Genomic DNA, 13122 nt, shown 5'->3' with positions numbered 1-13122 from the left:
CCGATCAGCGGCCTGCGGGGCGTCCATCCGGAGTGACCACCTTGATGGTGCCGTTCTGCGCCCGCAGGATCACGTCAGCGCGGTACTTGCCCTCACCGAGCGCGGCGAGTTGGCCCAGGCTGACCATCCGCACGATCTCGTCGTCGCGTTGGAAGACGAGGAGGTTGCCGTCCTGGACGTAGTCACCGCCGTGCGTGCCGTCACCCTTGATGTCGGCGGGTCGACCCAGCTCCTTCTCGATCCGCGCGCCGGATGCCGGGCCGGTGAGAACGTGCACGGTGGTCCAGTCGCCAGGGGCCAGCTCCTTCAGTGGCCGGGAACCGCCTGAGCGGGCCAGCTCGGTGATCGCCTTCTCCAGGCCCTCGTCGAATTCCACCTTTGCTCCCGAGGTGTTCACGCCGCATCCCGCCAACAGTGCGAGCAGTGCGAGCAGGGTCAGGGTCAAGCGCATGTCAGTACTGCTCCGGAGTTGCCGACGGTTGTCCGGGGTCGTGGTCGTCGCCGCGGTCCGGGTTGTCCGTCGGCCACGGGTTGTTCCTGGTGTCGCGGGTCTCGCCCGGTTTCACCTCGTTGGACGGCGCCAGAGTGCCGTTGCTGTCGATGACGACCATTCTGCCGTCCTTGACCGCCTGCTCGACCAGATTCGCCAGCTCCTCGGGGCTGGCGTCGGGGTGGGCCCGCGCGATCTCGCGGCCCACTTCGTTGTTGCGCAGGTCCATGGCCACTGGGGTGTGATGGCTGGAGGGGTTCCGCTCGTGCGCGGTGGCGAACTCGCGCGCCCACTGCTCGCCGTACCGCTGCGTCATCAGCGCGTTCCAGTAGGCGTGCCGGAAGGCGTCCGCGTGTCCGTCGGTCAAGCCCTTGCCCTCGAACTTGCCCTCTGCGACATGGAGGGCGTCCTGCCGGATGTCTGCGAACTCCTTGAGCCCCAGGAGGCCCTTGCGCGTCTGCAGGTCGTCGAGCATCTTCGCTTCGGTCGTGGTGATCCGTTCCTTCGAGAAACCCGCCCGCTCCGCGAGCCAACCGGTCAGCCCGCTGGGCCACACCGTCGTGCTGTCGGTCCTGACCTGGTACCTGGCCAGCAGATCGCGATGTCGTTGCTCGTCGACGATGCGGTCCTCGCCCGCCGCCGCGGCCGCCGCCAGCGTCGTCGCTCCCGCGTCGTCGATCTCGCCGGACAGGATGCGGTCGAGCACGGAGTTCAGCTCGGTGTCGATCGTGCCGGCCTGGGCCAGGATGGTCTGCACCTCCACCTGGAGAGTCGCGGCCGTGAGGAACCCACCCGAGCCCCCGGTCTCGACGACTTGGCCGTTCTCGATCCGGTAGCCGTTCCGCCCGGCGTGCTCTTCCATCGCTTCGATGCTGCGGACCAGCGCCCGCACAGACTGCTCGGTGTCGTCGATGATCTTCACCGCCGCGGACAATCGCGCGGCGAGTTCCTCAAGCGCCTGACGACGAGCGCGGAGATCGCTCTCCGCGGCTTCCGCCGCGTCGCCGGTCCACCCAGCCGGCCTGCCACCGTCGAGCTCGGCCTGCAGTCCGATGACCAGCTTGTTCTGCTCGGCGAGGTGGTCACCGACCTGACCGATCACGTCTGGCTGCCAGTTCCTGATCTCGGCCCAGGTGGCCATCAACGGCCTCCGGTCCCGCCGAAGCCGTGCGCGGCGGAATCCTCTCGCGCCTGGTAATCACGGGCGGCAGAGGTCAGCGCGGCCGCGTGGGAGTCCATGCCTTCGGCCCACCTCTTGCTGCTGGCCTCCCAGTGCCGGCCGAGCTGTTCGGCGGTTCCGGCGGACTCCGTCCCCGGCAGGGCGACGGCGAGCTCCGCCACCCGGCCCAACTCCAGCTTGTGCACGACGCTCGCGGCCTGCTGCGCAGCACCGGCCGCAGCGCGCAGCGCTCCAGGATCGACCTCGAACCCCGTCATCTCTCCTCCCCTCATCCTCACCGACCGTAGCAGTGACACTGCTCACTGTGTCCGTGATTGCGGGAGAGACAGCCCCTTCTCCGGAACCGGGACTGGTCGGCCTCATCTGGTGGTCACCGCGCCGCAACGTCCCCTCTACGGGATGACCGTTCGGTGCCTCGACCGCGACGTCGAGTACGACGCCCCGCTTGAAGTCCGCTGAGTGGACCGGTCTGGAATACCCGGACTCGTGTGGATGACGGCCGCGCCGGCGGTGGCCAGGCGGACTCCGGTCCGGATCGGGGAGACGCCGAACAGCACGTCGCGGATGACAAAGACAGACGCAAAGACAAAGGAGACGCACTCCTTGCCACTTCTAACGTATAGCGGTCTGGGGGGCTTGTGGCAAGGCCCGGGGTTTGGCACAGAATCGGCGGCCGCACGCAGCACCGTCGTCGGAGGGAAAGCCAGCCAGACATGAGCACGTGCCCAGCAGAAGGTTCGACACAGCTTGAGGTGCCGGTGGTCGAGCAGTACGTGTTGGATCTTCACGAGGTTAACGAGACGCAGGTCGGGGTTGTTGGGGGGAAGGCCGCGCACCTGGGTGGGCTGGCGCGGATTGAGGGCGTTCGCGTGCCGGCCGGGTTCTGCGTGACGACGGCCGCCTTCCGGCGGGTCATGGCGGAAGTGCCGTCGATCGATGATCGGCTCGATGAGCTGTCGCGCCTGAGGTCGGATGACCGGGAGGCGATTCGGGCGCTCAGCGGGGACATTCGCCGGGCTGTCGAAGGGGTTTCCATCCCGAATGATCTGGCGGCGGCGATCACCCGTGCGCACGCGCAGCTCGGCGAGGAAGCCGCCTACGCCGTGCGTTCCAGCGCGACGGCGGAGGATCTGCCGACGGCGTCCTTCGCCGGGCAGCAGGACACGTACCTGAACGTCGTGGGGCCGGCGGCGATTCTCCAGCACGTCAGCCGGTGTTGGGCTTCGCTGTTCACCGAGCGGGCCGTGATCTACCGCCTGCGGGAAGGGATTGACCACCGTGCGGTTCAGATGGCGGTGGTCGTGCAGCGGATGGTCTTTCCGGATGCGGCCGGCATTCTGTTCACGGCCGATCCCGTCACGGGCAACCGGAAGGTGTCCACTGTGGACGCGAGCTTCGGCCTCGGTGAGGCCCTGGTGTCCGGTCTGGTCAACCCGGACGTCTTCAAGGTGCGCGACGGTGAGGTCGTCGCCAGGACGATCGCGGCCAAACAGCGTGCCGTTCGCGCCCTGCCGGCTGGCGGCACGCAGGAAGTGACGATCGACTCGCGACGGCAGGCGCAGCCGGCGCTGACGGATGCGCAGGTTGTGCGGCTTGTGCGGCTCGGGCGTCGGATCGAAGCGCACTTCGGCCGCCCGCAGGACATTGAGTGGTGTCTGGTCGGGGATGGCTTCCAGATCGTGCAGAGTCGGCCGATCACGACGTTGTTTCCCGTTCCCGAGGCCGGTGACGGGGAGAACCACGTCTACATCTCCGTCGGTCACGGGCAGATGATGACCGACCCCATGAAGCCGCTGGGGTTCTCCATGTGGCAGCTGACGGCCATGGTGCCGATGCACGAGGCCGGCGGGAGGCTGTTCGTCGACGTCACCCGGCGCCTGGCTTCACCCGCGAGTCGCGCGAGTCTTCTGGAGGTCTTCGGGCGAGGTGATCCGCTGATCAGGGACGCTCTGGAGACCGTCCTGGCCCGCGACGACTTCGTCCCGTCGCTGCCGGACGAGGGTCCCGGCGCGCCGCCGGCCAGCGGTGCGCCCGCCCCGGTCGAGGCCGACCCGGCCATCGTCGCCGAGTTGATCGAGCGCAGCCGGCTGTCCATTGCCGCTCTGGAGCGCGATATCCGGGCCAAGACCGGGACCGCGCTGTTCGACTTCCTGTTGGAAGCCTTCGAGGAGCACAAGCGAGTCCTCCGTGATCCGCTGAGCTCTCAGGCGATCAGGGCGGGAATGGAGGCCACCTGGTGGCTCAACGACCGGCTGGGGGAATGGCTGGGTGAGAAGAACGCGGCTGACATCCTCACGCTGTCCGCCCCCGGCAACGTCACGTCGGAGATGGGACTGGCGTTGCTCGACGTCGCCGACGTGATCCGCCCGCATCCGGAGGTGGTGGCGTTCCTGCGGGACGTCGAGGACGATGACTTCCTGGACGAGCTGCCGAAGCTCGCGGGCGGGGCCGAAGCACGCCACGCCATCGAGTCCTATCTGGACCGCTACGGCATGCGCTGCGTCGGCGAGATCGACATCACGAGGCCGCGGTGGCGCGAACGCCCGGCCACGCTCGTGCCCGTGATCCTCGACAACATCAGGAACTTCGAGCCGGGCGCCGCCAAGCGGCGCTTCGAGCAGGGACGGCAGGAGGCGCGGAAGAAGACACAGGAGGTCCTTGATCGCCTGCGGGACCTGCCGGACGGGGAGCACAAGGCCAACGAGACCCAGCGGATGATCGACCAGGTCCGAACCTTCATCGGCTACCGGGAGTACCCGAAGTACGACATCGTCAGCCGCTACTTCATCTACAAGCGGGCCTTGCTGGCAGAGGCCGAGCGCTTGGTGCGGGCCAACGTGATTCCCGAGAAGGAGGACCTCTTCTACCTCACCTTCCAGGAGCTCCACGACGTCGTGCGCTCGAACCAGGTGGATCACCAGCTCGTCCAGCAGCGCAAGGACGCGTTCCGGTCGTACCACGCGCTCACGCCGCCCCGGGTGCTGACCTCGGACGGCGAGGCCATCACCGGGGCGTACCGACGCGACGACGTGCCGGCCGGTGCCCTGATCGGCCTCCCGGTCTCCGCCGGCACGATCGAAGGCCGCGCCCGCGTCATCCTGGACATGGCCCAGGCTGATCTCGAACCGGGCGACATCCTCGTCACGTCCCACACGGACCCGAGCTGGACGCCCCTCTTCGTCGGCATCGCAGGACTGGTGACGGAAGTCGGGGGACTGATGACACACGGCGCGGTGATCGCCCGCGAGTACGGCCTGCCGGCCGTCGTCGGCGTGGTGGACGCCACCCGGCTGATCCCGGACGGCCGGCGAATCCGCGTGCACGGAAGCGACGGTTACGTCGAGATCCTGCCTGACTGACCACTCACAGACAGCTAGTTCAGTTGGTTGCGACGGCGGGTGAGGTAGGCGGTTTCGGCGGTGTTGCCGGACAGGGTGATGGCTTTGTCGTAGGCCGCGCGGGAGTCCTGGGTGCGGCCCAGGCGGCGCAGGAGGTCGGCGCGGGTCGCGTGGTAGGCGTGGTATTCGGCCAGCTCGTCGTTGAGGCGGTCGATGGTTGCCAGGGCTACCTCGGGGCCGTCGAGTTCGGCGACGGCGATGGCTCGGTTGAGGGCGATGACCGGGGAGGGGTCGAGGCGGACGAGCTGGTCGTAGAGGGCGACGACCTGGGACCAGTCGGTGTCGCGGGCGTCGCGGGCGGAGGTGTGCACGGCGTTGATGGCCGCGAGGATCTGGTAGCGGCCCGGGGCCGCGCCGGAGGCCAGGCGTTCGCGCACCAGCCGGTGTCCCTCGGCGATCAGGGACGCGTCCCAGGACCCGCGGTCCTGTTCGGACAGGGTGACGAGTTCGCCGGTGGATGAGACGCGGGCGGGGCGGCGGGCTTCGGTGAGCAGCATGAGTGCCAGGAGGCCGGCCACTTCGCCGTCGTCGGGCAGGAGGGTGCGGATCAGGCGGGTGAGTCGGATCGCTTCGGCGGTCAGGGCGGGACGGACGGGGTCGGTGTCGGGGCCGGTCGCCAGGTAGCCCTCGTTGAAGACGAGGAAGAGGACGGCGAGGACGCCGGAGAGGCGGGTCGGGAGGTCTTCCGCGGAGGGCACGCGGTAGGGGATGCGGGCCGCCTTGATCTTGGCTTTGGCGCGGGTGATCCGCTGGCCCATGGTGGTTTCGCGCACCAGGAAGGCACGGGCGATCTCGGGCACGGTCAGACCGCCGACCATGCGCAGCGTCAGCGCCACGCGGGTCCGCGGCGCGAGCGCGGGGTGACAGCAGGTGAAGATCAGCCGGAGTCGTTCGTCGTCGATGGGGCCGGCAGGCTCGGGTGGGTCGTCGTCGTGCACCAGCAGAGCCTCCTTCTGCTTGTCGTGGCGCTTGTTCTCGCGCCGGAGCCGGTCGATGGCCTTGTGGGTGGCGGTGGTGGTCAGCCACCCGCCGGGGTTGGGAGGCACGCCGTCGGCGGGCCAGCGGGCGACGGCGGTCGCGAACGCCTCGGCCGCCGCCTCCTCGGCGACGTCGAGGTCACCGAATCGTTTGGTCAGGGCGGCGACGACCCGGGCCCACTCCTCGCGGTGGGCCCGGGTGATCGCCTCCTGGACGTCGATCGCGCTCACTCGCTCAGGATCGGTCGCACCTCGACCTTGCGGTTGCAGTGCTTCGACCCCTCGGTGGCGAGCCTGAGCGCCACGTCGAGGTCGGGGGCCTCGATGATCCAGAAGCCCGCCAGGAACTCCTTGGACTCTAGGAAGGGGCCGTCGGTGACCAGCGCCTCGCCGTTCCGGTTGTCGATGACGGTGGCCGTGTCGGGGGCCGCGAGGCCGGCGGCGAAGACCCAGTGGCCCTCGGCCTGGAGCCGCTCGTTGAACGCGTCGACGGCGGCCATCTCGGCCGGGGTGGCCAGGTCGGTCCTGTCGTAGATCACGGAAACCAGGTACTGCACCGGCAGATCATCTCCTGTGGTGTGGGGCGTCCCTCGTGGACGGCCGTTCGCTCCTGCTACGAACACCTCTGCTCCGGTTCGACACCGCAGCCCGGATTTCTCCGTCACGGATCGCGGGTCGTGTGGAGCCGGGTCAGCAGCTCGTCGTGGCTGGCGGTGGTGGCGGTGGCGTACCGGGGTCGCCCGGCGGGCCGGTAGACCTGGATCGTCACGCCATTCGAGGCGCGCGCATCGACCAGGTCCAGCGCTGTGTCCGGGCCGGTGACGGGAAACAGCCGCGTGCCCTGGCCGACGACCACGGGGTAGGTGATCAGAGTGATCTCGTCGACGAGCCGGTTGTCCCACAGCCAGCGGACGAGGTCGCCGCTGCCGTGCACCTGTAGTTCACCGCCCGGCTTGGCCTTCAGCTCGCGGATGGCGGCCGCGACGTCACCGGAGAGGACAGTCGTGCCCGCCCAGCGCGGGTCGGGGAGCGTGGACGACGCCACGTACTTGGGCCTCGCGTGCAACGCCGCCGCGATCGGACTGATGCTCGGGTCCGCCACCGTTCCCCAGGAGCCGGCGAAGATCTCGTAGGTCCGCCGCCCGAACAGGAACGCGTCGGCGCGCTGGTAGACCTGATCGAGGAAGGCCTCGGTCTCGGGGAAGAACGGCAGGGCCCACCCGCCGCGCTCGAACCCGCCCCCGCGGTCCTCGTCCGGCGCGCCGAGTCCCTGCATCACGCCGTCGACGGAGATGTTCGTGATGGTCGACAGTCTCACGGTCGCAGCTGCCTTCCTGTGGGTGGGGACGCCCCTCGTGGGCGGCCGCTCACCCCTGCCACGAACGCCCCTGCCCCGATTCGACACCACCGCCCGGACTTCTTTCGAGCCCCAGCGGCTTGACCTTCGAGCCGACTGGAAGGTTTACCGTCGGGGCATGGCACCGCTTCGGATATCCCAGCTGGCCAGGCGGGTCGGGATGAAGCCGACGACGCTGCGGTTCTACGAGCGGGCCGGGCTGCTGCCGGCACGGCGGTCGGAGTCGGGGTACCGGCTCTACGACGAGGAGGCGGTGGCGCGGTTGGAGTTCATCACCTCGGGCCGGACGCTTGGCCTGCCGCTGGAGGACATCCGCGACCTGTTGCCGGCATGGGAAGACGGGCAGTGCGCCGACGTCCGAGCACGCCTGCGCCCGATGTTGTTGGCCCACATCGCGGATGCCGAACAGCGAGCCGCCGAGCTGGACGCGTTCGCCGACCGGCTCTGGCAGGTGCTCGGGGAGATCGACGGCCCGCCCTGGCCGGGCCGCTGCGCTCCCGGCTGCGGGTTCCCGCACCGGTCGTCCGATCCGGTTCCCGGCACCGCCATTTCACCGCGACCCGACGAGCAGCCGCCGGTCGCGTGCACTCTGACCGAGGGCGAGCAGGCCGAGCGCGTCGAGCGATGGCGGAGACTGCTTGCCGGGGCGCGGAGAGAGGGCGTCGACGGCGGCTTTCTGCTGCGACTGCCCGCCGAGCTGGCGGCTCCGGTGGCAGAACTGGCGGCAGCGGAGAAGAGCTGCTGCCCGTTCTTCGATTTCACGCTGAGACTTACCAGTGCGGGACTGGAACTTGAGGTGACCGCTCCTGCGCTTGCCGCTCCACTGGTCGCGGAACTGTTCGGTGGGGGAGAGACCACGGACACGTGTTCCCACTGGAACGTGTAGCTGGAAGGTGGACTTGTGGCAGGGCCCCGTCGCTGGTTCAGAATGCGGGCCGGTGAGCCCGGCCGGTTCAGGGCCGGGGGAGAGGGCTGTCCAGCGAGGAGTCGCGATGCGTGTGCTGCTGTCGACGAGAGGAACTTCTGGCACGCCGTCGACGGGTCGGTACTGCTGCTGGGCTGTCGCCCGGACGAGTTGGTCAAGCTCCGGGAACGGGCGGTGTTCGAACTGACAGCGCGAGCGCCACCGGCGCCTCCACGTCCATGTTGGACGGTCATTCCGCCGCCGGGGCAAGCCCGCGGACCTGCCCCCACGTCGCCCGCGTGATCGCCGAGGCGGTGACGAGCACGACGACCAGGACCAGCGCGCCGCCGTCGGTGACCAGCGACGGCAGCACCCCGGCAACGCCGAACCGCTCCCGGGCCGCGGTGAACATCTCCGGCGGCACCAGCCAGACCCCGGCCGCCTGGGTGGCGTTGACCACCAGCACGACCCAGAACAACCACCGGCTCGGCTGGCGGCGCAGCGCGAGCACACCCAGCGCGTTGCCCACCAGGTACAGGCATCCGACCACGCGGAACCCGACCAGGAACCCCGGCGCCCGCCCGGGATCGGCCCCGGCCAGCACCATCATCCGTGTCAGCGTCTGCTCGTCCACGACGACGAACGCGTGCAAGGCCGTCCCGACCGCGAAAACCACCGACGCCAACCCGGTCAGGACGAGCAGCGGCGTGGTCCAGCGGCCCGGACGCACCGCGGTCCGGTCACGTAACGACATCGGTCCTCCCCCATCCGACACGGCCCGATCATCGAGCGCGGGGATCCGACGGGAATCCGGGAATGGCCCCGGGATCGAGCCCGGCGGTTCGGGGTGGGGCCGTAGGGGTGCGGAGGGGTGAGGACTGTCGATCCGGGACCGATGGTTGGTCCCCCTCGTCGCGGTGACCGTGCACTGGTCGCGGAACTGTTCGGTGGGGGAGAGGCCACGGAGACGTGTTCCCACTTCAACGTATAGCTGGAAGGTTGACTTGTGGCAAGGCCCCGTCGCTGGTTCAGAATGCGGGCCGGTGAGCCCGGCCGGTTCAGGGCCGAGGGAGAGCGCTGTCCAGCGAGGAGTCGCGATGCGTGTGCTGCTGTCGACGATCGGGTCCCGTGGCGACGTCCAGCCGTTGGTGGCATTGGCGTCGCGGTTGCGGGATCTGGGGCAGGAAGTCCTCTTCTGCGTGCCGCCGGACTTCCGTGACTGGATCGGCGGTTTCGGGTTTCCGATGGTTCCCGTGGGGCCGGAGGTGCGGGGGAAGTCGGGACCGGTCAGGCCGGGGACGTCCTCGCCGGAGCAGCGGCGGCAGCTCATGGCGGACACCGTGGCCACCCAGTTCGCCGCGCTCACGGAGGCCGCCAAGGGCTGCGACCTCGTGCTGGGTTTCGCCGCGCTCCAGTTCGCCGCCCACTCGGTCGCCGAGGCCATGGGCATTCCCCACGTGCACGCCACCTTCTGCCCGATCACCCTGCCGTCCCCGCACCACGCGCCACCTGTGGTGCCGGTATGGCCCCACGACGAGAAGGCCGACAACGACGCGCGGTGGGCACTGGACGCACGCCGGTGGAACGACGACTGGCGCGACGCGCTCAACGAGCAGCGGGCCGCGCTCGGCCTGGACCCGGTTTCCGACGTGCTCGGCCACATCATCACCGACCGGCCCTGGCTCGCCGCCGATCCCGTGCTGGCGCCCTGGCCCGAGCCCTCGGACCGGACGGTGTTCCAGACCGGCGCGTGGTTCCTGCCCGACGACCGTCCACTGTCGACGGAGGTGGAGGAGTTCCTGGACGCCGGCGAGCCGCCCGTCTTCTTCGGCTTCGGCAGCATGGCCGCCCCGGAAGGCGTCAGCCACGAGATGGTGCGGGCGGCCCGCGCGCTGGGCCGTCGCGCGATCATCTCCCGGGGCTGGGCCGATCTGTCGCTCGCGGACGAAGGACCGGACTGCCTCTGCGTCGGAGAAGTCAACGTGCAGGCGCTGTTCCGGCGAGTGGCCGCCGTTGTGCACCACGGTGGTTCGGGCACCACGACCATCGCCACGGCCGCCGGCGCGCCGCAAGTCGTTGTGCCGCAGTGGTACGACCAGCACTACTGGGCACGGCGATGCGAGGAGCTGGGGATCGGCAGCGCGCACGCACCCGGCGCGCCGACCGCCGGTTCGCTGGTCACGGCCCTCAACCAGGTTCTCCAACCTGACGTGGCCGCTCGTGCCCGCTCCATCGCCGCAGCGGTGCGCACCGACGGTGTGATGGTTGCCGCACAGCGTCTTGTGGCCATGGCCTCCTGAGTGTCCAGTAAGCGGTCTTGACCCGCAGCAGCCACAGCTGTGGGTCAAGGCCAATGCGTGTTGGTGTTGAGAGGTCTCCCGTCTTCCGGTCAGCCAGAGCGTGCACGAGCCAGAGGAGTAGGCGGTCGGCGGATAGGTGATCTCCCTGGCTGTCAGCAGGATGTGAGGTGGGTCGGGGCGGTCCGCGACGTGGCCGTCCGCTGGTCTCGTGGGTGGGAGGTCGGTGTGGTGGCGATGCGCGGATCGGGGCGGGCGCACGGACCGGAGACGCCGCCCGACCGGGGCGAGGCCCTGGGGCGCAACGACGTGTCGGCGGACTCCGTGGGCGTGGTGGTGCAGGCCGGCGTGGTGCACGGCGGGCTCCACGTGCAGCCACCGCCCGAGCCGGTGGTGCCGCGCCAACTGCCCGCCGCGCCGGCCCCGTTCACCGGACGGGCCGCGGATCTGGCCGAGCTGGACCGAGCCGTGGAGAGCCTGCCCGGCGCGGGCTCGCCCCCGCGGCCTGACCCGGCGAACGCCGGGACGGGTGCGACGGTGGTGATCTCGGCGATCGGCGGGGCGGGCGGGATCGGCAAGACCTGGTTGGCCCTGACCTGGGCGCACCGCCACGCCGACCGGTTTCCCGACGGGCAGTTGTTTGTTGACCTGCGTGGTTTCAGCCCCGAGGCGGAGCCGATGCCGCCGGCGGTGGCGGTGCGGGGCTTCCTCGACGCCCTCGGGGTCGACCCTGCCCGTGTCCCGGCGGACACGGCGGCCCAGACGGGCCTGTACCGGAGTCTCGTCGCGCGCCGGCGGATGCTGGTCGTGCTGGACAACGCCGCCACGGCCGAGCAGGTGGCGCCGCTGCTGCCGGGCGGTGGGCCCAGCGTGGTCGTGGTGACCAGTCGCAACCGGCTGACCGGGCTGATCACCCGGCACGGCGCCCGCCCCCTGCACCTGGACACCCTCACCGACGACGAGGCCCGTGCCCTGCTGGTCGGGCGGCTGGGCGTGACGCGGGTGGCGACCGAAGCGGACGCGGTGGCCGACCTGATCCGGTGGTGCGGCGGATTTCCCCTCGCGTTGGGGCTGGTCGCCGGCCGAGCCCGCAGCACGCCGCAGGTGCCCCTGGCGGAGTTCGTCGCCGAGCTCCGCGAGTTCGGTGTGGACGCGCTGGACGACGACGATCCCGCCGCGAGCCTGCCGACGGTTCTCTCGCTCTCCCTGCGCGGCCTGACCCCGCGGCAGCGCACGGTGTTCGGGCTGCTGGGTGTCGCTCCCGGCCCGGATATCAGTTTGCCCGCCGTCGCCAGCCTCGCCGACCTTCGTTTGTCCGAGGCGCGCGGCACGGTGCGTGCCCTGGAGGACGCCTCACTGCAGGCTCGGCAGGCGAACGGCCGTTTCTCCCCGCACGACCTGGTTCGCGGCTACGCCACCACCATCGCCCACCGCGATCTGACCAGTGGGACCCGGGAGGCGGCACTGCGACGGGTCCTCGACTTCTACACCCACACCGCTTACCAGGCCGACCGTCTCCTGGAACCGCACCGCACACCGATCCGGCTCGACCCGCCCGCTCGCGGCGTTCACCCGCATCCGATGTCCGACGCCCCGGCGGCGCTCGCCTGGTTCGACGCCGAGCACGCGAACCTGTTGGCCGCGCAGCACACGGCCGCGACGAGAGGGCTGCACCACCTCACGTGGCGCCTGGCCTGGGCGCTGACCACCTTCCACAACCGGCGGGGCCGCCTCCACGATCGGCTCGTCGTGTGGCGGGCCGCGGTGGACGCCGCCGCGCACCTGCCCGACCCGGCCGCCCGCCCGCTCGCGCTCCGCCTCGTCGGGCTCGCCCAGGCGAACCTCGGACGCCACGAGGAAGCGGTCGAGCACCTGCGCCAGGCGCTCGCCCTCGCCGAACGCCAGAACGACCGCACCCACCAGGCCCTCGTCCACCGAATGCTCGCGCGGGCCTGGATGCTCCGGGGGGACGACCGACGGGCCCTGGGCCACGCCAGCCAGGCCCTGGACCTCTACCGCGGCCTCGACCTGCCCGTGTTCGAAGCCGAGGCGCTCAACGCGGTGGGCTGGTGCGCCGCACGCCTCGACGACCACGACACCGCCCGCGCCCACTGCGAAGCGGCCCTCGCCCTGCACCAACGCCACCACCACGTGGAGGGCGAAGCGGGCACTTTGGACAGTCTCGGTTACATCGCCCACCGCACCGGCAACCACCGGGAGGCTGTTCGCCGCTACCGCCAGGCCCTGGCCCTGTTCCGCGCCCTCGGCCACAGCTACCAGTCCGCCGACACGCTCGACCACCTCGGTCGCTCCCATCTCGCCCTCGGCCACCACGAGGCGGCCCGCGTGGTCTGGCGCGAAGCGCTGGGGCTGTACCGACGACAAGAACGTCCTGAGGACGTCCGCCGAGTGCGACAGCAGCTCGACGGCCTCGACTGCGCGGGTCGCGCCGTGCCTGAGCCGTAGGCGGCCGCTTTACCTTCGAGGTAATCGACGGGCTTCTGTTCCGACAGCAGGAT

The 13122-nt window shown here is 70.3% G+C and carries 11 protein-coding genes; 4 read left to right on the top strand and 7 right to left on the bottom strand.

The window, feature by feature from the left end; all coding sequences use genetic code 11:
- Window positions 1-4: 4 nt before the first annotated feature.
- The 3 genes from BUE43_RS22330 to BUE43_RS22320 are packed head-to-tail and all read right to left on the bottom strand — an operon-like array spanning window position 5 to window position 1927.
- Window positions 5-451 carry a hypothetical protein gene (locus BUE43_RS22330; RefSeq protein WP_234995852.1) on the bottom strand — a complete coding sequence of 149 codons (447 nt, stop codon included), beginning with the start codon at window positions 449-451 and terminating at the stop codon, window positions 5-7.
- Between the two features lies 1 nt (window position 452).
- On the bottom strand, window positions 453-1631 hold the full coding sequence (locus tag BUE43_RS22325; protein WP_073486436.1) for a DUF6973 domain-containing protein: 1179 nt from the start codon (window positions 1629-1631) through the stop codon (window positions 453-455).
- A complete protein-coding gene (locus BUE43_RS22320; RefSeq protein ID WP_073486433.1) occupies window positions 1631-1927 on the bottom strand; it encodes a hypothetical protein in 297 nt (98 codons plus the stop codon). Before BUE43_RS22320 ends, BUE43_RS22325 begins: the two co-directional genes overlap by 1 nt.
- Window positions 1928-2428: 501 nt before the next feature.
- On the opposite strand from BUE43_RS22320, the gene rph reads away from it, so the two are divergent.
- Window positions 2429-5029, top strand: coding sequence for a rifamycin-inactivating phosphotransferase (gene rph, locus BUE43_RS22315; protein ID WP_073486431.1), 2601 nt, complete (start codon window positions 2429-2431; stop codon window positions 5027-5029).
- Window positions 5030-5043: 14 nt separating this feature from the next.
- Here the strand turns inward: rph and BUE43_RS22310 are convergent, their stop codons facing one another.
- The 3 genes from BUE43_RS22310 to BUE43_RS22300 form a co-directional block, all read right to left on the bottom strand.
- The gene (locus tag BUE43_RS22310; protein WP_073486429.1) at window positions 5044-6276 is read right to left on the bottom strand and encodes an RNA polymerase sigma factor; all 1233 of its coding nucleotides are present in this window, start codon (window positions 6274-6276) and stop codon (window positions 5044-5046) included.
- Entirely contained in the window at window positions 6273-6602 is a 330-nt protein-coding gene (locus BUE43_RS22305) for a YciI family protein (RefSeq protein WP_073486427.1), read from the bottom strand. Before BUE43_RS22305 ends, BUE43_RS22310 begins: the two co-directional genes overlap by 4 nt.
- 104 nt (window positions 6603-6706) lie before the next feature.
- A complete protein-coding gene (locus BUE43_RS22300; RefSeq protein WP_073486425.1) occupies window positions 6707-7363 on the bottom strand; it encodes a dihydrofolate reductase family protein in 657 nt (218 codons plus the stop codon).
- A 157-nt stretch (window positions 7364-7520) separates the two neighbouring features.
- On the opposite strand from BUE43_RS22300, the gene BUE43_RS22295 reads away from it, so the two are divergent.
- Entirely contained in the window at window positions 7521-8288 is a 768-nt protein-coding gene (locus tag BUE43_RS22295) for a MerR family transcriptional regulator (protein WP_073486835.1), read from the top strand.
- Window positions 8289-8556: 268 nt separating this feature from the next.
- Here the strand turns inward: BUE43_RS22295 and BUE43_RS22290 are convergent, their stop codons facing one another.
- Window positions 8557-9060, bottom strand: a complete 504-nt coding sequence (locus BUE43_RS22290) for a hypothetical protein (RefSeq protein ID WP_073486423.1) — start codon at window positions 9058-9060, stop codon at window positions 8557-8559.
- Window positions 9061-9403: 343 nt separating this feature from the next.
- Between BUE43_RS22290 and BUE43_RS22285 the strand changes: the two genes are divergently transcribed.
- Both BUE43_RS22285 and BUE43_RS22280 read left to right on the top strand, forming a co-directional pair.
- Window positions 9404-10606 (top strand): glycosyltransferase, encoded by a 1203-nt coding sequence (locus BUE43_RS22285; RefSeq protein WP_073486421.1) that lies wholly within the window; start codon window positions 9404-9406, stop codon window positions 10604-10606.
- Between the two features lie 234 nt (window positions 10607-10840).
- Window positions 10841-13069, top strand: coding sequence for an ATP-binding protein (locus BUE43_RS22280; protein WP_073486823.1), 2229 nt, complete (start codon window positions 10841-10843; stop codon window positions 13067-13069).
- Window positions 13070-13122 lie beyond the last annotated feature (53 nt).

It is taken from the genome of Streptoalloteichus hindustanus, assembly GCF_900129375.1.
In the GTDB taxonomy this organism is placed as follows: domain Bacteria; phylum Actinomycetota; class Actinomycetes; order Mycobacteriales; family Pseudonocardiaceae; genus Streptoalloteichus; species Streptoalloteichus hindustanus.
The sequence above is the reverse complement of the archived record's forward strand: the minus strand, read 5'-3'. Positions and strand labels throughout refer to the sequence as shown.

Coding starts and splice junctions, on each gene's coding strand:
- BUE43_RS22330 (WP_234995852.1), bottom strand. CDS start 451: ATGCGCTTGACCCTGACCCTGCTCGCACTGCTCGCACTGTTGGCGGGA.
- BUE43_RS22325 (WP_073486436.1), bottom strand. CDS start 1,631: ATGGCCACCTGGGCCGAGATCAGGAACTGGCAGCCAGACGTGATCGGT.
- BUE43_RS22320 (WP_073486433.1), bottom strand. CDS start 1,927: ATGACGGGGTTCGAGGTCGATCCTGGAGCGCTGCGCGCTGCGGCCGGT.
- BUE43_RS22295 (WP_073486835.1), top strand. CDS start 7,521: ATGGCACCGCTTCGGATATCCCAGCTGGCCAGGCGGGTCGGGATGAAG.
- BUE43_RS22290 (WP_073486423.1), bottom strand. CDS start 9,060: ATGTCGTTACGTGACCGGACCGCGGTGCGTCCGGGCCGCTGGACCACG.
- BUE43_RS22285 (WP_073486421.1), top strand. CDS start 9,404: ATGCGTGTGCTGCTGTCGACGATCGGGTCCCGTGGCGACGTCCAGCCG.
- BUE43_RS22280 (WP_073486823.1), top strand. CDS start 10,841: ATGCGCGGATCGGGGCGGGCGCACGGACCGGAGACGCCGCCCGACCGG.